Consider the following 19,826-nt stretch of genomic DNA (forward strand, 5'->3'; position numbering starts at 1 on the left):
GTTATATAAAAAGGAAAAATGAAAACAGCATTCATACATAGTTTAAGCATATTGACACTTCTGGGAATTTCCAGTATCTTTAGCAATCTCAAAGCGCAGGAAAAAATAAAAGGAATTGCCATGGAATTGGTCAGTAGTCAAAAAATTGAAGGAGTTTCTATCAAAAATACCCGTACAAATAAAATTGTGCAAACAGATCAAGAAGGCAATTTTATTATTGATGCTCAATTGAATGATTATTTAGCGATAGAGGCTATCGGTTATGAAAAAGACACAGTTTTTGTCTATGATTATGGTGTTAAAAGAGTTTATCTAAATAGATTAAACTCAGTAATTGAACTAAATGAAGTCTATATTGAAAGAATGACAGATAGTAGATTAATTGCAGAAATCAATGCAACAAAAATCGCGGGAAAATACTCCGATGTTGGTCAACAACGTGGCGGTATCCGTCTCTCTCCTTCTCGACTATTTAGTAAAGAAGGAAAAAGAGCACGTCAAAACTACAAACTTTTAGTAGAGGAGCAACATAAAAGAGCTATCGATCGTAAATTCACAGATGACTTAATCCAATCCGTAACGCCTCTAAAAAATCCAGATTTGGCTCTTTTCAAAGAGCAATACAGACCGACTTACAAATTCATTGAGCAAGCCTCAGCAGAAGATGTTAAGCTGTATATTATAGATGCCTACAAAAAATACAACACGAAAAAAGGAAAATAGTAAATTCAACTTTATTATAAGTTCAAAAAAGCTTTAAACCAAAATATTTCACATATAAGGTTTAAAGCTTTTTCATTTTTAAAGCCTTTATACGAACATTGAATCATTAACGCGCAGATTCTTTACCATTCTATGTTCAAACTCCCAATACTTTATTTAAAAATTTCTTTCTTTTATTTTGAACAAGTTTAAATACGTTAGGCTATGTAAAAATACTTTACAACAGCTTTATAAACATTAATTATCATTATATCAAGAACAGAAACAAAAAAAACTTCCTCTTTTTTCATATAATAAACTATATTTGACTTTGAAAAGACAATCAATAAACATTAAAAAACAACCCACTTAAAATATATTTATGCTTTTTAAAAAATCGATTAGCAAATTAATCGCAGAAGCAGAGCTAAATGGCCAAGGTACATTAAAACGTACACTCTCCAGTTCTGGACTTATTGCATTAGGAGTAGGTGCCATTATAGGTGCAGGCTTATTTTCACTGACAGGTATAGCGGCGGCCGACCATGCTGGTCCTGCTGTAGTACTCTCTTTTATTATTGCGGCTGTAGGCTGTGGTTTTGCAGGTTTATGTTATGCAGAATTTGCATCGATGATCCCGGTTGCTGGATCTGCTTATACCTATTCATATGCTACGATGGGTGAATTTATGGCGTGGATAATTGGATGGGATCTAGTGTTAGAATATGCTTTGGCAGCAGCTACGGTATCTGTTAGTTGGTCCCAATACTTCAATCAACTTCTTGTAACATTAGGCGTCGAAATTCCAACTCAATTTCTACATGGTCCTTGGGAAGGTGGTATTGTCAATGTCCCTGCAATTATCATTGTTTGTTTACTATCACTACTTTTAATGCGTGGTACAGAAGAATCTTCTTTTGTAAATAACATTTTAGTTATTCTAAAAGTTGCTGTAGTTCTAATTTTCATTGTATTGGGTTGGGGATTCATAGATCCAGCGAATCACACACCTTTTATACCTGTCAATCATGGAGAAGAAATGGTGAAAAGTGGCCAGTTAAGCTTCTGGAGTTTTCTGGGTAGCGATGATTTTGGTCATTTTGGTTTTAGCGGTATCCTGAGAGCGGCTGGAGTTGTATTTTTTGCTTTTATCGGTTTTGATGCTGTTAGTACTGCTGCGCAAGAAGCTAAAAATCCTAAAAAAGGAATGCCAATCGGTATTATTGGTTCTTTGATTATCTGTACCTTACTATATGTATTGTTTTCATATGTATTGACTGGATTGGCACCTTACACTGAGTTTAAAGGTGATGCCAAACCTGTTGCCACTGCATTTGCAAAAACAGGTTATACCTTCTTAAACACAGCTTTAATCGTAACGATTATCGCTGGATATACATCTGTAATTTTGGTCATGCTTTTAGGTCAAAGCCGTGTATTTTATTCAATGAGTAAAGATGGTCTATTACCTCGAATATTTTCAGATCTATCAAAAAGACAGACTCCTTGGAAAACAAATTTAATTTTCATGGTATTTGTAAGTATTTTTGCCGGATTTGTGCCCGTATCCGATTTAGGCCACATGGTCAGTATTGGTACCTTGTTTGCATTTACATTAGTGTGCATAGGGATACTTGTATTACGCAAAACAGAACCAAACCTGGAACGTCCATTTAAAACACCATTTGTACCGCTTATTCCAATACTCGGTATTTTAGTCTGTGTATTAATGATGGCATCATTACCTGTTGAATCTTGGGAACGATTAGGCATCTGGATGTTGATTGGTGTAATAATCTACTTTGTTTATAGTAAAAAACATTCGAAAATAAGAAAAGAATATGCCGCTGAGCATAAGACAGAAGAATAACATAAAAAAGGCTGTTTCGATCTCGAAACAGCCTTTTTTATGTTATTCTAATAATTCAATATCCTAAAGAAAGGAAGCTTGGATTTAATTTTCTTCTTTTGGTTCGACCTCGGTTACAATATAAACATCCTCATTTTCTTTCTTCATTTTATATTTTTCACGAGCTATCCTTTGCACTTCACGTTGATCAGAGCGGATGTCTGTTATGGTTTCAATAATACTCTCATTTTCTTTCTCGTAAAACGCTTTCTCTCTCTCCAAGTTACTTTTTTGATGCTGGTAACTATATTGTGTTGCAAAATCATTACGATCAAAAAAACACATCCAAACAATAAAAGCTATACCAGCTAAAAAATATTTGTTTCGAATAAGTGCTAAAAATCTATCCATAGTACAAAAGTAATATTTAAGATCTATACATGCTAAATCTCAATTAAATATAAAAACATTTATCTGAAAATTAGCTAAAGTCTAATTATGAACACATTAATTATGGAAAAACTGCGTGATAATCATCTATTATAAAAGGAACCTGTAACTTTCTTCATTAGAAATGCGCAATCATCATCAAAAAATGAATCACCCATACTGTATCCATAAAACGATAAATCCAATATCATTACTTTTATATAAGCGCAATAATATTGCGGATCTAAGCAAAATTATCTAAGTTTAACCCTATTATTGAATAGAATCGAGCAAATGAAATATTATCTTATAGCAGGCGAATCTTCCGGAGATTTACATGGTGCAAACTTGATCAACGCATTAAAAGTCGAAGATCCAGACGCTACCTTCAAAATCGTAGGCGGCACGCAGATGGAAGAATCTGCAGATCAAAAGGCCTTAATACACACTTCGGAAATGGCCTTTATGGGCTTTGTCGAAGTATTAAAAAACTTAGGTACCATTTCAAAAAATCTAAAAAAGGTAAAAGAAGATATTATTAAAGAAAAGCCTGATTGTGTCATTTTAATTGATTTCCCCGGCTTTAACTTAAAAATCGCAGATTTTGCCAAGAAAAAAGGTATAAAAACATGTTACTATATTTCTCCGAAAGTATGGGCATGGAATCAAAAACGTGTGATTAAAATTAAACGTGTCGTCGATCACATGTTCTGTATCCTTCCCTTTGAAGTCGATTTTTATAAAAAATGGAAAATGCCCGTTGACTATGTTGGAAATCCATTACTAGATGCCATTTCATCTTACAAATTCAATCCTAATTTCATTACGGAACAACAGCTCAGCGAACGGCCAATCATCGCATTGTTGCCTGGTAGCCGTAAAATGGAAATAGAAAAGTTATTACCGGTTATGGCAAATTTAACCTACCTCTTTCCAATGCATCAATTTGTAATTGCGGGAGCACCAAATTTTGATAAATCATACTACCAGCAATACATTGGGGATCAAAATATACCAATTGTATTTAATGCTACTTACGATTTATTAAAGCATGCCGAAGCAGCAGTCGTAACAAGTGGGACAGCAACATTAGAGACTGGAATTCTTAAAGTACCTCAAGTCGTTGTTTATAAAGCCAATGCACTATCTATATGGATTGCTAAACAGGTCATTAAAGTAAAATTCATTTCGCTGGTCAATTTAATTAATGACTTCTTGTCTGTAAGAGAATTGATTCAAGACGATTGTACCACTTACGATATTGCACAAGAGCTAGATCAATTGATCAATAAAGCAGATTACCGGGCAAGTGTAATGGAAAATTATGAAACATTGGCCCAAAAACTAGGAGAACCAGGAGCATCAAACAAAACCGCTAAATTAATTGTTGAGTATTTGAAGTAGCGCATTAAACCTTCAAAAACGCTATTCGTCAAACAGATGTTGTTTAACATAAAAAACAAATAGCCATGAAAAAAATAATTACAATTTTTGCCCTTGTTTTTTTGGGATTTCAGTCATATGCACAAAGTAATGTTGAGCACATCAGCAAATTAGAAATTGGGAAAAAGGCTAAAAAAGTCTACAATACCAAATCCTCTGACTCAACGATTAATTTGCATATTGACACGTTGATAATGGGCGATAAAGCTTCCTTGATGTTTTACGCAAACAAAAATGTCATTTTAAATGTTGGTCACGCCATTATAGGTAATAATGCTTCTATTTCAGGGACAGATGGAAAAAATAACGGTTCCAATTTTGATATTCAAGCTAATATTCAAAAATTAGGGTCGCTGTATATAATAGCGAAGGGAGATAATGCCTTTAATGGAACAAAAACATTTCCAAATGGAAATGGTGGAAATGTTAAATTAACACTTTCAGAAAATAGCCTTGTACCGCAAAGAGAAAATAAAAAACAACCTAATTATTTGCAGATTGCAAATGAAGGTGGAGGTAAAAATGTCAATGCAACCAGCGATTTAAGATCTATTTATGATCGCGTAAGACAAGCTCCTGCTGGCTTGAGAGGACTTCCTCAAGGTCAGATCTATTCCGGTAGCCCGGGTACAGATGGCAAGACTGAGATTATAACGATTAAATAAGAAAAAGCGAGCAATGCTCGCTTTTTCTTATTTAAAATTATTTTAAAGGCATCCTTTAAGCTTTAATTCATAAGCTACGACAAGTCTCGTCATTCTATCATAGCGGGCCATACCCTCCTTTTGATTATTATGCTTCAAATAGCCATTATAGAAGATACCAAAGACTTTATTAGTCCAGCCAGTATAATTGCTCCAAAAAGTAGCTTCCTCCTTCAGATCCGCTACTACAAGTTGGGAAAGCCGTTTTTTATAAGTAGCAAACAATTCCACATCTATTCCCCTCAGCTCCTGTAGCATATATGATGTTGTTTGTAAATAGCTGGAATAGCGGTAAAAAAGCTCTGGATGATTTTTCAATCGCACATAGGCGATAAAATTTGCTTCGTCTTCAAAACCCACACCCTGTTGATGAGCCAATTCATGAACATACGTAAAAGGACTAGAAAAAACAGGCATTGCTGTATTCACATGTGCTTCATGTGTAAAAGGATTAAAATATCCTGACACACCAAAATAGGAGACCCAATGACTATTAAGGGGACCCTTTGCACCAACTAAAGTCGTTGAAAGAAAAGATTGAAAAGTCGTATCCGACTGTACTAATGCTATCATCTCTCTTTTTATCTTTTCATCCTGATGTTCCCATTGCTTTGGATTTATTTGGGACCGCAAAATATTTGTCGAATCGAGACATGTTTCCAGGACAACAAGATAATCCGCCAACTTTAGACTATCTGTGCTTAAACCTATATTTTGTACAATGGGTATCCGGTAATAGTTCATCCCCCAGCTTATGTAAAAAAACAAGTATAAGCCCAAAATTACGTTAATAAGATATACTAGGAATCTACCTGCATAAACATACCTTTTTTTAAATAGGTACTTAACAACATTAACGATTAGTAGTAAAAGGCAACAAACAGCAAAAAAGTAAAATAAGTCCCCAATACTAAAAGGTAAATAACCAAAAAGAGCTTGTGGTAAATATGAAAAAGAAGGATACCACATTCTTGAATAATAATGCTCAACAAAAAAAGTATTTCCTTCCAGAATGGTGATTATTGCAGTAATAAAACACAGTATTGCAAAACAGATAAGTGGTTTCTTTAACATAAACGTGGTTTAAATATTAGCTCTCATTCTCAAAATATAGCTTGTAATAATTCATCCCTTTTTCTTCATCAAATCCCTTTTCAATATATTCTCGTTTACCATGCAAATAAACATGAAAATTTTTATCCAGCTTTAATACGGTCTTATAAGATGCTTCCATTTTTTTAACCGCTTTGTCAGCGATATCAAAACTGCTTTGAAAAGGAGAATCAAATTCATCTTCAAATCCAGATCGGAAGTCATTAAACATTGTTGCTGCAATAGGATTACCAATTACTTCCTCCTCAAATTCCTCTTGATCAAAAGTCTCTTTTTCTTTAAAGTAATTCAATGATTTATTGAGCAGATCAATCTTATCAGCCTTTTCTAACTCAAACATATCATCCAATTTCTCATTTACAAAGTTTTTATAAACTTTCAAATAGTTACCCGTCTGATTAAAATCATCATTACGAATTTTTATCTTTAGAAAATCATCTTTCCAATAAACTGCCTCGGTTTTATTCGTTTGATCGACAACCAGCACCTTATAACCTTCCTCTTCTTCTACATTGACTATGATCACACCCTTATCCAATTTATTAATATTAATTGCTTCTTCCTCATAATCCAATTGAAAACCACCTTGATTCGGATATACTTTTAGATAAGTTTCCTTATTTTCTGATTTAAAAATTCCGACAGCATCATAATTCTCACCCTCAATCTGTACATTGTTCAATGAAACCACATACACCTCACCAGGCTTGATCTTCGGGTGCATACAAACTTCATATAAGTGTTTTGCTATCTGCTGAGAGTATTCATGAAAAGCTAATTGCTCCTTAAAGAATTGTTTTGTAAAGTGATAAATTTCATTTAACGCCAGTTCTCCATTGGGATGAAATAAGCGATAAACTTCATTTACCTTTGCAAAAGGACTCATAAAATATTGCATGAGCAGAGGGGGTAATACATCGTCATTCTCAAGTGGAACAGGTTGCTCTGATAATATATAAAACTCCTCTTGAGACTTGTTGCCTACACGATGGATAGAAAGTTGATCGAAAGTTGCATCTTGATGAAAAAACATATTTCCTATTTAAATCTTATTTTTAAAAATTATATAAATCGACAGCGATTTTAAATGTTTCGCAATGTGCATTAACAATATCTTTGATATGCAAAGAATAGCCTCCCCCCATACAAACTTGAACTGGAACCTGATATTGCAAACAATTTAACAGAACAAACTCATCTCTTAATCGACAGCCTGCTGGAGAAAGTTTCAATTTCCCCAATTTATCTGTCGCCAGAATATCAACTCCGGCCTGGTAAAAGACAAAATCTGGTTTGACTTTGTTGAAGAGATTCGGCAGATGCTGGCTAAGCAACTGCAAATATACATCATCAGTTATACCATCCGAAACAGGAAGATCCAAATCAGAACTTTCTTTGATAAATGGAAAATTTTTATCCCCGTGAATCGAAAAAGTATAAACATCTTGGTCGTCTTGAAATATATGAGCGGTTCCGTTGCCCTGATGCACATCGAGGTCGATGATTAAAATTTTTCTTGCTAGCTTATTTTTAAGCAAATAACGAGCGGCCACGGCTTGATCATTCAATAAACAAAAGCCTTCTCCAAAATCATAACCTGCGTGATGTGTTCCACCTGCAACATTAAACGAGATACCATATTGCTGCGCATATAGTGCGGACTTTATCGTACCATCTACCAGATAACGTTCACGGTCGACTAGACTCCCTGTTAACGGAAAACCAATTCTCCGAACCATCCTAGGATCTAATGTCAAATCAAATAAAGCCTGCACATAGTCGGGGTCATGCGCTAAACAAGCAATTTCAAATGACACAAGTACAGGTTCAAAAAAATTTTCCGTTTTCACTACCCCTTCGTGTAATAGCTGTAATGGAATCAATTCATATTTTTCCATCGGAAATCGATGGCCTGCACGTACAGGATGAATATATTCGGGATGGAACGCGATCTTTAACAAAGCTGTATATTTAAAACTTCACTAAGATAATAAAAAGGATATTTAATGGTTTTTATTGTGGATAATATTTAAAAATAATTGTTTCCCCCTCTAAAAAATAGCATATTTGATTTCAACTAATTAAATTTATGGAACTTAGCACCAAACCACAATTATCAGCCGAAGAGCAACGTGTATTAGGCTCTTTGATCGAGAAGTCAAAGGTCACCCCAGAATATTACCCGATGTCACTGAACGGTCTCCAAAGTGCCTGCAACCAAAAAACGGCTCGAAGACCTGTGGTACAATATTCCGATGAAACCATTATCAATACATTAGCCATACTGAAAAAAAAGGGTCTTATCGCGCATGTTGTAGGTGGAGGTAGCCGTGTGACAAAGTATAAACATAATTTTGCCATACAATTTCCATTAGTTCCATCAGAACTAGCAATCATCTGTCTTCTACTACTTCGCGGACCATTAACAGCCGGAGAAATAAATTCAAATTCAGGTCGTCTGTATGATTTTGAAGCCTTGGAAGACATTACAGAACATCTTGAAAAATTAGCATCTGAAGGATTTGTTAAAGCATTAGAAAAACAACCAGGACATAAGGAAGTGCGATATATACATTTACTCGGTGATATCGATTTGGAACAATTTGAGCAAATACATCCCCTTTCCGAAAATACGGTACTCCTTCATAAAAGAATTGAAACATTAGAACAAGAATTAGCACAATTGAAACAACAATTTCAAGAACTTTGGGATGAACTGCATTAAAATAGACTGCTTATTTTATCCTTCTTTCAATGTGATATATTAAGAATCGCGAGCGCACACTGGTAAGCTCAACTTCAAAAAAGATCATGTGATGTTAGATAAAAATAAAATCGGTTTACATTATTTAAATCCGCAGCTTCGCTTTACTTTTTATAAACAATATAAAACGGAATAACATGAAATTTGGACAGGTATCAAATCCACAAGAAATAGATTTTACGTTACCCCCTACTTCCCCGGATACGCTAAAATTATTAAAAAAGAATAAAAACAAGGAAGCATTTGCCATCTATGTCGGATGTGCTAAGTGGAATAAATCGGACTTAAAGGGCTTTTATCCGAAAGGAACGAAAGATGAACTTCCCTACTACAGTAGCCAGTTTAATAGTATTGAACTCAATGCAACCTTTTATAATGCACCATCAAAAGAGCAAGTTGAGACTTGGAAAAAAAAGACTCCCACAGACTTTAAATTTTTTCCTAAAATACCGCAATCAATAAGTCATTATAGCCGTCTATTAAACACTGATGAAAAAGTAAAGGAATTTACAGATAACATCGCTCTCTTTGAAGAAAAGTTAGGAATGATCTTCTTACAAATGCATGATAACTATAAACCTAAAGATATGGACCGCCTCCGTGAGTTTCTCTCTAAATTTCCGAAAGGACTACCACTTGCAGTAGAAGTTCGTAATGAGGAATGGTTTTCCAAAGCTGAAACAGCAACTGCATTTTACAAGTTACTTGAGGAATTTGACATTACAAATGTCTTAGTTGACACAGCAGGAAGACGCGACCTCTTACATATGCATTTAACTACTCCATCGGCATTCATTCGCTATGTCGGAGCCAATGATCCGTCTGATTACAGCAGATTGGACGACTGGGTTATGGTCATTAAACAATGGCGGGAAGCAGGTCTACAGAAACTATATTTTTTCATTCATCAAAACATCGAACTGGAATCACCACTTTTAGCAAGTTATTTCATCAAAAAGCTGAATAAGGAATTAAAACTTGATTTACATATCCCAGGTAGTGATAAATTATTTTAAAATTATCACTTAACAGTTTATGATGTAAATTGTAAATCTAATTTAGAATATCATGTAAAAAAAGAGGCATCCTTAAATAAAGGATGCCTCTTTTTAATATTTATTGCAAATTATTTTTTCGCAAAACGGAAGTTCTTTCCAATAAAACGAGCATTTGCACCTAATTCTTCTTCAATGCGTAACAATTGATTGTATTTAGCCATACGATCAGAACGTGAAGCCGATCCAGTTTTAATTTGACCACAGTTCAAAGCAACAGCTAAATCAGCGATTGTAGAATCTTCAGTTTCACCAGAACGGTGAGACATAACCGAAGTGTAGTTTGAATTCTGTGCCAAAGTAACCGCATTAATTGTTTCAGTTAAAGAACCAATTTGATTAACTTTTACTAAGATTGAATTTGCAGTATCTGTATCCACACCTTGTTGCAAGCGTTTTGTATTTGTAACAAATAAATCATCACCAACCAATTGGATAGTAGCGCCAATTTTTTCTGTTAACAATTTCCAACCTGACCAATCATCTTCCTGCATACCATCTTCGATAGATATAATTGGATATTTTTCAGTCAATTCTGCTAAATAAGCAACTTGTTCTTCGGAAGTACGGATAGCACCTTTATCACCTTCAAATTTTGTATAATCGTATTTACCGTTTACATAAAATTCTGATGCAGCACAATCTAAAGCTAGACAAATATCAGAACCTGGTTTGTAACCAGCTGCTTCAATTGCTTTTAATACAGTTTCAATAGCATCTTCAGTACCATCAAAAGTCGGAGCAAACCCACCTTCATCACCTACTGCAGTAGATAGACCGCGGTCATGCAAAATCTTTTTCAAGTTATGGAATACTTCCGTTCCCCAACGTAAAGCTTCAGAGAATGAAGGAGCGCCTACTGGCATAATCATAAATTCTTGGAAAGCAATAGGAGCATCAGAGTGAGAACCACCATTAATGATGTTCATCATCGGAATAGGTAATGTATTAGCATTAACACCACCAATATAACGGTATAATGGTTGACGAGACTCTTGGGCAGCAGCTTTTGCAACAGCTAAAGAAACACCTAAAATAGCATTAGCGCCTAAGTTTCCTTTATTTTCAGTACCGTCCAAATCAATCATGATTTTGTCGATTGCATTTTGCTCAAAAACATCAACACCTGCCAAAGCCTCAGCAATTTTAGTGTTTACATTTTCTACTGCTTTCAAAACACCTTTACCTAAGTATTTTGATTTATCACCATCACGCAACTCTACTGCTTCGTGAACACCTGTAGAAGCACCAGAAGGCACTGCAGCACGTCCAACGAAACCATTTTGTGTCGTTACATCTACTTCGATAGTAGGATTTCCGCGCGAATCCAAAATCTGACGCGCATGTACATCAATAATTAAACTCATTGTAATATTGGTTTAAACTTTTTATATAGTATTTTATACAATACTTAGTGTAATTTTTACACTAAAAAATTATATTCTGATTTAATAATCAAATATAAATAAAATTGAGCTTATTAAAAAACGTAAACCACAATTTTATGGCAAGAATGAATATATAAAGTGCAAAAAAAGAGGTTAGCAAATTGCTAACCCCTATCTTTATACTTATCGATTATTTTTTAATCAACTCAATGAAATCATCAAATAAATAACGTGAATCATGTGGACCAGGTGACGACTCTGGATGATATTGTACCGAGAACGCATTTTTGCCAATTACACGGATACCTTCAATCGATTGGTCATTTAAATTGATGTGCGTAACTTCAACTTTATCTGACTGTTCAATATCTTCTGCAACAACACCAAAGCCATGATTCTGTGAGGTAATCTCACAACGGTTAGCAATAATATTCTTAACCGGATGGTTGATACCGCGGTGACCGTTATGCATTTTTTTCGTACGGATATCATTTGCCAAAGCCAATATCTGGTGTCCAAGACAGATTCCAAACATCGGTTGGTCTGCCGCTAAGATATCTTTTACCGTTTGAATTGCGTAACTCATCGCTGATGGATCACCAGGACCATTAGAGATGAAATATCCAGCAGGATTCCATTCTTGCATTTCTGCAAAAGTAGTTTTAGCAGGGAATACTTTTGCATACACTTCTCTTTGAGAGAAATTGCGAAGAATATTCTTTTTAATACCTAAATCTAATACTGCCACACGTACAGGAGCATCTTCATTACCATAAAAATAAGGTTCTGTTGTAGAAACTTGAGATGATAATTCAAGTCCATCCATGGAAGGAACAGTAGCTAAAGTAGCTTTTAATGCTTCAATATCTAAGTTTTCAGATGAAATAATAGCATTCATTGCACCTTTATTACGGATATGACGCACCAAAGATCGCGTATCAATATCTGAAATACCAACTAAATTTCCCTCTTCAAAATAGCTCTGAATAGATTCGTCGGCCATTTTGCGACTATAGTTAATATTATAATTTTTACAAACTAATCCTGCGATTTGAATCTTACTAGATTCAGTATCATCTTCATCAATTCCATAGTTACCAATATGGGCATTGGTTGTTACCATAATTTGTCCGAAATATGAGGGATCGGTAAAAATCTCTTGGTAACCTGTAGTTCCGGTATTGAAACAAATTTCGCCAGTAGTCGTTCCAATTTTTCCCGCTGCTTTTCCGTGATAAACCGTTCCGTCTTCTAAAACTAAAATTGCAGGCAATTTGCTGTAGTTGGTCATTATTTATTAAATATAAAATTGTTTTTCCTAATTCCTTGCTTTATCGAAGTTTTGGTGTATAAAAAAAGCCCTAAATGGGCTAAATAATCAATTAACAATTGATTCAACGATAACGAAATTATCGTTTTTTACAACATTTGCGAAAGCATTTACTTCAATTTTCACAGGAGACAAAGGTATAACAAAATCATCAAAGTAAAAAGACTTTTTTTTTATATTATTGTGATATTCCAAAAATATAACGTTAAAATCACCAATCTTAATAAGATAATGAAGTGTTTATTAATCACTTTCAATTACATTGCCCGATGCATCGCGAAAATTTCCAATGACAATCATAACAAGATCAATAATATACCAGATACCACATCCGCCAAAGGTCAATAATTGAATAATCCCAGTACCGATCTTACCTACATAAAAACGGTGAACACCAAACGGTCCTAAAAAAATACAAAGTAATAAACAGGCTAACCACCTCTCATCTCTATTTTGATTATTAGATTGCTGGGTATAATACATCGGTTGACGAACACCACATGCTGGACATATTTCTGCCTTTGCATTAATAATAGCTCCGCATTCTACACAATATTTTTGTGCTGCTTGATTCATAATTTAATTAGTTTAGACACTAAAGTTACAAACTACCGTTCAATACAGGAGCTAAAAAATAAAAAAAGCGATTACATCGTATGTAATCGCTTTTTCTACAAAAAAACAATCAATTACATATTAATTGCTTTCCAAATCATATCCTTCAATTGCAAAATATTTTTTCCTGCAACAGATGATATAAAGATATACGGTAATCCTTCCGGAACTTCTTTTTCCATTTCTCTCTCCAATTCATCATCCAACATATCGGCCTTAGTAATCGCCAATAATTTTGGCTTATCACGAAGTTCTGGATTATAAACTGAAAGCTCATTTAAAAGAATATCATATTCCTGCTTTATCGTGCGCTCAGTATCTGCAGGCACCATAAACAGCAACACAGAATTTCGTTCAATGTGTCTTAAGAATCGATATCCTAAACCCTTACCTTTAGAGGCACCCTCAATAATACCAGGAATATCTGCCATTACAAAAGATTTCCCATCACGATAACTCACGATACCAAGATTAGGAACTAAGGTAGTAAAAGGATAGTTCGCAATTTCAGGTTTCGCAGCTGAAACAACAGATAATAGTGTAGATTTTCCCGCATTTGGAAAACCAACCAATCCCACGTCAGCCAATACTTTCAACTCCAGAATAATCCAACGCTCTTGTCCAGGCAAACCCGGTTGTGCAAAACGTGGCGTCTGTTGAGTAGAAGATTTGAAGTGCCAGTTACCTAACCCACCTTTACCACCCGGAGTTAAAATTTGTGTCTCTCCATCCTCGGTGATTTCAAATAAAACCTCTCCCGTTTCAGCATCTTTAGCCACTGTTCCTACAGGGACCTCCAAAATTTCATCCTTCCCTGAGGCACCTGTACTCGTAGCAGAGCTACCTGACTCACCACTGGAAGCAATGATATGCTTCCTATATTTTAGGTGCAATAAAGTCCATAATTGTGTATTCCCTTTAAGGATAATATGACCTCCACGACCACCATCACCTCCATCGGGTCCACCCTTCATGGTTGTTTTATCTCGATGTAAGTGCGCTGAGCCTGATCCTCCGTGTCCCGATCGACAACACACCTTCACATAATCGACAAAATTAGAACCTTGCGCCATAGAAATAAAATATATTTGTTATTAAAACGTCTCCGCTTTATTATTTAATAATTGTCAATAATAGCAGTCAATTCTCCAAAAATAAAATCGATATCACCAATACCGTTTACTTTGGACAATTTACCTTGTGCTTCATAATATGGTAACACATGAATAGTTTTTGTGAAATATTCATCAATACGTTTTACCAATTTATCAGCAGCATCATCCGCACGGCCAGAAATCTCCTGACGTTTAGCAATGCGTGTTTTTAATTCATCTTCATTTACATCTAAAGCTATAACTACAGAGATAGAAGAATTAATACCAGTTAAAAATGCGTCCAACGCCTCTGCTTGTGCCACAGTACGTGGAAAGCCATCAAAAATAAATCCTTTTGCGTCCGGATTTTTCTTCACCTCCTCTTCCAACATCGCAATCGTAACCGAATCAGGCACTAAGTTTCCGTCAGCAATAATCTGACTGACTTGTTGACCTAGAGCTGTCTGGTTTTGAATATGAGCTCTAAAGATATCACCTGTTGAAACATGAACTAACTGATATTTATCGATAAGCTTCTGCGATTGTGTTCCCTTTCCTGCCCCCGGAGGGCCAAATATTACAAGGTTTAGCATAGTAGTATTTAGAGTAATAGAGTAAAAAAATAAAAGCCTAATCGCTATATTGATTAGGCTTTTCAAATAGTGCGCTCAAAGGGAGTCGAACCCCTAACCTCCTGATCCGTAGTCAGGTGCTCTATCCAATTGAGCCATGAGCGCGTCAACCATTACGTCATCTTCATTGCTGTTCTTCCGTTTTGGTGATGCAAATATAGGCAAAATAGCACTGCCTCCAAATTTTTTTTTCAATTTTTATCTAATAGACTGATAATGAAACAAAATAAAAAATCATCAATCAAATACAATTATGCTTAATCATAATCAACAGATATAAAGAGCTCGCACAGGGCGAAATTCGACATATATAACCACAAAAGAAGAATTTTTAATCCCTAAATCACCCATTATACATATTCAAGTTATTTCATCTTTGAAAGGATTATCTTAAAATAATTAAAAAAAGTACCCCAAAACTCTTAAGCAATTTTTTCAGTTACTATATAAAATGCTGATTGCATTTGAAATACTCTACCTGCACATCCGTCAACGCATAAACTAGATCTTATTTTAAAAATAAAAGAAAATAAAAAACTTCTAACCAGGAATACTCATATAAAAAAACATAAAAGAAATATGGGATATTCTTTATTCCAAATCACCAAATTCAACATACAGCTGTTTGTGGTTTATAAAACTAACCGGTCGTTTAGTTCCCAAAATCATTGCCTTCGACTTACTCCAAGAAAAAGGAACACGATTCTCCCTTTCCTTCAAAACGAGCAGCTGATAGGACTTGTCTGTTTTTATCTGCTTAACATCCGATAACTTAACAGATAATACCTCATGAAAATCAGGTTTTCTACTGATCAAATGGCTCAGAAATTGTTCTTTCCTATTTCCGAATAAGATGTACTGCAAATTTACAGGCCTTGGTTTATCTTTATCAAACTGTTTATAATAGACAACCTGCTTGATTTTAAGAGAAATCGATTCTAAAAGTTTAAATCCTCCTCTTTCAAAATGACCTCTATATACATTTGCCTTAAATACTTTGGTATGATTAACCATTTCTGGCAAAACAAAAACTTCTGGTTCAATCGTATAAACAAACTCTTCGGGAAATGCTAAACAGCCAGTGCGATATTGCTCTAGATCGGCCTTAGAAAATTCAAGCTCCAGAATAATCTGATAGTCGTGTGGCTGATGAAACATAGGTAAATGTTCAGCATATATAGTCTCCATCCCCATCAATAACATTCCACGAATATTAGGCTTATCAGGATAATGAGCTTGCTGGGCAGATATTATTTTGAAAGTGAAGAGTAAAAAAAGTAGACAAATACTTTTATAATTCATTTTGGCGAAATTTAAATATAGCAACAAAAATAGCGGATAGTTAAATAAAGAGTTTAAACGGAGTGTCATATTGCTATCAACACCAATTAAACTATATGATGAAACCTTCTATTAATAATTTGGAATGGAACAAAAAAAAGCTTAGTCGTAATGAACTAAGCTTTCTAGTAGTGCACTCAAAGGGAGTCGAACCCCTAACCTCCTGATCCGTAGTCAGGTGCTCTATCCAATTGAGCCATGAGTGCATTTTGAGCGACTTTTATTTAAAGTCATACCCTTTTGTTTGGTGATACAAATATCGGGACTTTTTTCAATTCTGCAAACTATTTTCAAACTTTTTTAGACAAAAAAAGTAATATTTTTATTATCTTATTGATAGTATTACATTTACAAAGGTTATTTTTTTAATATTTTTTTTCACAAAGACGCACTTATGTCCAAAAAAGAAACGAAACTCAGCAAAATACGCATTGACGACATCAGCATTTCATATATGATAAGACCTAGTAAGACAGATAAAGCTGAAAAAACAGTTATCTTTTTACATGGTTTCCCTTTCAATAAAAATATGTGGCGCGCACAGATGCAACATTTAGACGAAAAATTTATCGGAATAGCAATAGATATTAGAGGACACGGACACAGCACGCGAGGTCATGGTTTTTTTAGTGTGGATGTTTTTGCAAAGGATTTAATCCAATTCATCACCCATTTAAATTTAAATAACGTTGTACTTTGTGGTGTTTCGATGGGAGGTTATATTGCACTGCGCACTTACGAATTAATGGGAAATACCCTTCAAGGACTTATCTTAAGTGACACCCATTCTTTTGCAGATAACAACACAGCAAAACAAAAACGATTTGATTCAATCCAGGCTTTACTAAAATATGGGAAACGTCCATTTTCAATGGGGTTTATTGAAACAGTATTTTCAAAAAAGACATTAACTGAAAACCCGGAGGCCATTGAAACAATAAAGAGTGCCATTCGGAGAAACGATTTACAAAACATCTGTGCGACACAGTTAGCATTAGCGGCTCGAACAGATACAACAGCAATGTTAGCAACTATAACAGTGCCTACTTTGGTCATTAAAGGAAAAGAAGATAAATTAATTACTGAGTTACAGACAAAAAACCTACTTGAGCATATTACTCATGCAAAGTATGTTGAATGTATAGAATCTGGTCATTTACCCAATCTAGAAGAACCCGAAAAATTCAATAGAGAGGTCAACTCTTTCTTAAACTCTTTCTAATTACAGACATAAAAAAATGCAGTGGATAAAAATCAACACTGCATTAAATTGGATGTACCAAAAGAAAACATTTCTTATAAACCACGGTATTTACTTTGTTTATATTTAAAGAAATCATTCAAATGTTGCAAGTTTTCTTTTCTTTCCTCCGATTTACGGTAAGAGATAATAGAATCCCATATAAACAAGGCAAACGCCAATATTGCAAAAAGAACAGGTATGCTCAAGAAACTACCCGTAGTACCCTGCATGATTAGCCAAGTTGAAACAACAACCGTTAATAAAAATTTCATAATAAATCCTAACATTTCGTATAATTTAAAGTGAATGAATAATACGCTGACTCTACCGCCACGCGCCTGAATAAAACCATTGATGCTGCATTTTGAAATCGCTAGCTTGCTGAAAAATATAAATAATCAGAAAACTAAATGGTGGAGAAGAACCAATATATTGATAAATCAAAATATCAGGTCAATTTTCAAAAAATCAATTGTGTATGGAGAAGATAAAACGGGTACGTTTTAATACTGATTTATATTTAAAAACTGACAAAAACTAAAAACTTTACAGTAATTAATTTCACATCAATCACAAATATACTATTTTTTTTAGATAAAACCAAGCACTGAACGGAAAATTTTAGCCAAATTGCATGTTACTTGAGATCATAAATAACTATAGGAAAAGCGAATAAAATAAATAAACTATCATTACCGCTATTAATTCACCAAAATTTCACTCATTAAAAGTTGCTTTTTTCGAACAAAAAATAGGATACGGAAATTATAATCTGTCATAAAAATGTACTAAATTTTAGGTGTTATACAATTTTTAAAAATCATTGTTACTTTTGCTAACACTGTTAACTAAAATTTTAAATATGGGTTTATCAGAGCGGAAATTGCGGGATTTAGAAAAAATTAGAGTACAGATAATTGAACAATCATGGCTTATTGTACAGGAGGAAGGTTGGCAAGCGCTATCCATTAGAAAAATAGCAGATGCCATTGAATATAGCGTTCCTGTTATTTACAAACACTTTGAAAACAAAGATGCAATTGTAGCCTATTTTACAAAAGTCGGCTTTTCTTTGATGGCAGAACAGTTAGCCTCGGCTGTAAATTCCAACAGAACTGCAGATATGAACTTATATCATCTCGCGACATCTTATTGGAAATTCGCATTCGAAAATAAGAAATACTATGAAATTATGTTCGGTTTGGGTATTCCCCAATGCGAAGTTGTGAACAGTATCAAAGAGATGAAAGTCGCATCAGATGTTATGTTAAACTGTATTTCCAGATGTATTGAAGAGAATCAAGTCAAGCAAATTGATCTATTTTTAAAATTCAAAACCTTTTGGTCTATTCTACATGGTATTATTACCATCGAATTCATATCAAACACAGCAACAGATCCAGAAGTAGTATCCCCTATCTTAACAGATGCTATTGAGGGATTTATTATATCACTAAAACACCACAATAAATAACATGAGTTTATTAGAAGATTTAAAATGGAGATATGCTACAAAAAAAATGAATGGCACTCCAGTATCACAAGAAAAAGTTGATTACATTTTAGAAGCGGCTCGTTTGGCTCCTACCTCTTCTGGACTACACCCTTATAGAGTAATTGAAATATCAAATAGCGAATTGAAAGCAAAAATTCAACCTATTGCTTACGGTCAATCTCAAATCGTAGACAGTTCACATATTTTAATATTTGCAGCTTACGATTCCTATACTAAAGAACGTGTAGAAGCACCCTTTGCACAACAGGCGGAAGAAAGAGGGTTGCCATTGGGATTTGCAGATGATTATAAAAACAATCTTTATACACAATTATCAGCGTTGTCCCAAGAACAGCAATTTAACCATGCGGCACGTCAGGCTTATATTGGCTTTGGATTAGCCGTAGCCGCGGCGGCAGAACAAAAAATTGATGCAACTCCTATGGAGGGTTTTAACAACCAACAGTTAGATGCCCTACTTGAGTTAGATAAATTAGGGCTTAAATCGGTTACAATCTTAGCCCTGGGTTACCGCGATGAAGCAAACGACTGGTTAGTAAACTTAAAGAAAGTAAGACCAAGTCACGAAGATTTCATTATTAAATTCAACTAAAATATATTTTCGGGAA

20 protein-coding genes and 2 tRNA genes are annotated in these 19,826 nt (G+C 34.5%); 9 read left to right on the forward strand and 13 right to left on the reverse strand.

The window, feature by feature from the left end:
• Positions 1 to 18: 18 nt before the first annotated feature.
• On the forward strand, positions 19 to 723 hold the full coding sequence (locus ACFS6I_RS02515) for a hypothetical protein (protein WP_380917959.1): 705 nt from the start codon (positions 19 to 21) through the stop codon (positions 721 to 723).
• A gap of 361 nt (positions 724 to 1,084) precedes the next feature.
• The gene (locus tag ACFS6I_RS02520; RefSeq protein WP_380917961.1) at positions 1,085 to 2,572 is read left to right on the forward strand and encodes an amino acid permease; all 1,488 of its coding nucleotides are present in this window, start codon (positions 1,085 to 1,087) and stop codon (positions 2,570 to 2,572) included.
• Positions 2,573 to 2,656: 84 nt separating this feature from the next.
• On the opposite strand, the gene ACFS6I_RS02525 is transcribed toward ACFS6I_RS02520, so the two are convergent.
• Entirely contained in the window at positions 2,657 to 2,962 is a 306-nt protein-coding gene (locus ACFS6I_RS02525; RefSeq protein WP_380917963.1) for an FtsB family cell division protein, read from the reverse strand.
• Between the two features lie 312 nt (positions 2,963 to 3,274).
• Here ACFS6I_RS02525 and lpxB point away from each other — a divergent pair, with 312 nt between their 5' ends.
• On the forward strand, positions 3,275 to 4,384 hold the full coding sequence (gene lpxB / locus ACFS6I_RS02530) for a lipid-A-disaccharide synthase (protein ID WP_380917965.1): 1,110 nt from the start codon (positions 3,275 to 3,277) through the stop codon (positions 4,382 to 4,384).
• A gap of 65 nt (positions 4,385 to 4,449) precedes the next feature.
• Complete coding sequence (locus ACFS6I_RS02535) at positions 4,450 to 5,088, forward strand: hypothetical protein (RefSeq protein WP_380917967.1); 639 nt, start codon at positions 4,450 to 4,452, stop codon at positions 5,086 to 5,088.
• 42 nt (positions 5,089 to 5,130) lie between these two features.
• Here the strand turns inward: ACFS6I_RS02535 and ACFS6I_RS02540 are convergent, their stop codons facing one another.
• Genes ACFS6I_RS02540 through ACFS6I_RS02550 form a run of 3 tightly spaced genes read right to left on the reverse strand, consistent with a single transcriptional unit; the run spans position 5,131 to position 8,201 of the window.
• Positions 5,131 to 6,201, reverse strand: a complete 1,071-nt coding sequence (locus ACFS6I_RS02540; protein WP_380917971.1) for a DUF3810 domain-containing protein — start codon at positions 6,199 to 6,201, stop codon at positions 5,131 to 5,133.
• Positions 6,202 to 6,217: 16 nt separating this feature from the next.
• Complete coding sequence (locus ACFS6I_RS02545) at positions 6,218 to 7,273, reverse strand: nucleoid-associated protein (protein ID WP_380917973.1); 1,056 nt, start codon at positions 7,271 to 7,273, stop codon at positions 6,218 to 6,220.
• Between the two features lie 22 nt (positions 7,274 to 7,295).
• Positions 7,296 to 8,201, reverse strand: coding sequence for a histone deacetylase family protein (locus ACFS6I_RS02550; protein ID WP_380917975.1), 906 nt, complete (start codon positions 8,199 to 8,201; stop codon positions 7,296 to 7,298).
• 128 nt (positions 8,202 to 8,329) lie between these two features.
• On the opposite strand from ACFS6I_RS02550, the gene ACFS6I_RS02555 reads away from it, so the two are divergent.
• Together ACFS6I_RS02555 and ACFS6I_RS02560 are read left to right on the forward strand one after the other, a co-directional pair.
• Entirely contained in the window at positions 8,330 to 8,965 is a 636-nt protein-coding gene (locus ACFS6I_RS02555; RefSeq protein WP_132843394.1) for a YceH family protein, read from the forward strand.
• A 176-nt stretch (positions 8,966 to 9,141) separates the two neighbouring features.
• Complete coding sequence (locus tag ACFS6I_RS02560; protein WP_380917977.1) at positions 9,142 to 10,020, forward strand: DUF72 domain-containing protein; 879 nt, start codon at positions 9,142 to 9,144, stop codon at positions 10,018 to 10,020.
• 110 nt (positions 10,021 to 10,130) lie between these two features.
• On the opposite strand, the gene eno is transcribed toward ACFS6I_RS02560, so the two are convergent.
• The 8 genes from eno to ACFS6I_RS02600 all read right to left on the reverse strand — a co-directional run bounded on the left by eno (position 10,131) and on the right by ACFS6I_RS02600 (position 16,665).
• Positions 10,131 to 11,426, reverse strand: coding sequence for a phosphopyruvate hydratase (eno, locus tag ACFS6I_RS02565; RefSeq protein ID WP_021192290.1), 1,296 nt, complete (start codon positions 11,424 to 11,426; stop codon positions 10,131 to 10,133).
• Positions 11,427 to 11,637: 211 nt separating this feature from the next.
• Positions 11,638 to 12,738, reverse strand: coding sequence for a glutamine-hydrolyzing carbamoyl-phosphate synthase small subunit (gene carA, locus ACFS6I_RS02570; RefSeq protein ID WP_380917980.1), 1,101 nt, complete (start codon positions 12,736 to 12,738; stop codon positions 11,638 to 11,640).
• 282 nt (positions 12,739 to 13,020) lie between these two features.
• Positions 13,021 to 13,353, reverse strand: coding sequence for a TM2 domain-containing protein (locus ACFS6I_RS02575; protein ID WP_380917981.1), 333 nt, complete (start codon positions 13,351 to 13,353; stop codon positions 13,021 to 13,023).
• Between the two features lie 113 nt (positions 13,354 to 13,466).
• Entirely contained in the window at positions 13,467 to 14,465 is a 999-nt protein-coding gene (gene obgE / locus ACFS6I_RS02580) for a GTPase ObgE (protein ID WP_021192292.1), read from the reverse strand.
• A gap of 44 nt (positions 14,466 to 14,509) precedes the next feature.
• A complete protein-coding gene (locus ACFS6I_RS02585) occupies positions 14,510 to 15,079 on the reverse strand; it encodes an adenylate kinase (RefSeq protein ID WP_132772880.1) in 570 nt (189 codons plus the stop codon).
• Positions 15,080 to 15,149: 70 nt separating this feature from the next.
• Positions 15,150 to 15,223, reverse strand: a tRNA-Arg gene (locus ACFS6I_RS02590).
• Between the two features lie 486 nt (positions 15,224 to 15,709).
• Positions 15,710 to 16,420 (reverse strand): hypothetical protein, encoded by a 711-nt coding sequence (locus ACFS6I_RS02595; RefSeq protein ID WP_380917984.1) that lies wholly within the window; start codon positions 16,418 to 16,420, stop codon positions 15,710 to 15,712.
• 171 nt (positions 16,421 to 16,591) lie between these two features.
• Positions 16,592 to 16,665, reverse strand: a tRNA-Arg gene (locus tag ACFS6I_RS02600).
• A 188-nt stretch (positions 16,666 to 16,853) separates the two neighbouring features.
• On the opposite strand from ACFS6I_RS02600, the gene ACFS6I_RS02605 reads away from it, so the two are divergent.
• Positions 16,854 to 17,681, forward strand: a complete 828-nt coding sequence (locus tag ACFS6I_RS02605) for an alpha/beta fold hydrolase (protein WP_380917986.1) — start codon at positions 16,854 to 16,856, stop codon at positions 17,679 to 17,681.
• A 74-nt stretch (positions 17,682 to 17,755) separates the two neighbouring features.
• Here the strand turns inward: ACFS6I_RS02605 and ACFS6I_RS02610 are convergent, their stop codons facing one another.
• A complete protein-coding gene (locus tag ACFS6I_RS02610; RefSeq protein ID WP_380917988.1) occupies positions 17,756 to 17,989 on the reverse strand; it encodes a hypothetical protein in 234 nt (77 codons plus the stop codon).
• A gap of 575 nt (positions 17,990 to 18,564) precedes the next feature.
• Between ACFS6I_RS02610 and ACFS6I_RS02615 the strand changes: the two genes are divergently transcribed.
• Both ACFS6I_RS02615 and ACFS6I_RS02620 read left to right on the forward strand, forming a co-directional pair.
• Positions 18,565 to 19,176 (forward strand): TetR/AcrR family transcriptional regulator, encoded by a 612-nt coding sequence (locus ACFS6I_RS02615; protein WP_380917990.1) that lies wholly within the window; start codon positions 18,565 to 18,567, stop codon positions 19,174 to 19,176.
• Position 19,177: 1 nt separating this feature from the next.
• A complete protein-coding gene (locus ACFS6I_RS02620; RefSeq protein ID WP_380917992.1) occupies positions 19,178 to 19,810 on the forward strand; it encodes a nitroreductase family protein in 633 nt (210 codons plus the stop codon).
• Positions 19,811 to 19,826 lie beyond the last annotated feature (16 nt).

The organism is Sphingobacterium anhuiense (assembly GCF_042686355.1).
Taxonomy (GTDB): Bacteria; Bacteroidota; Bacteroidia; order Sphingobacteriales; family Sphingobacteriaceae; genus Sphingobacterium; species Sphingobacterium anhuiense.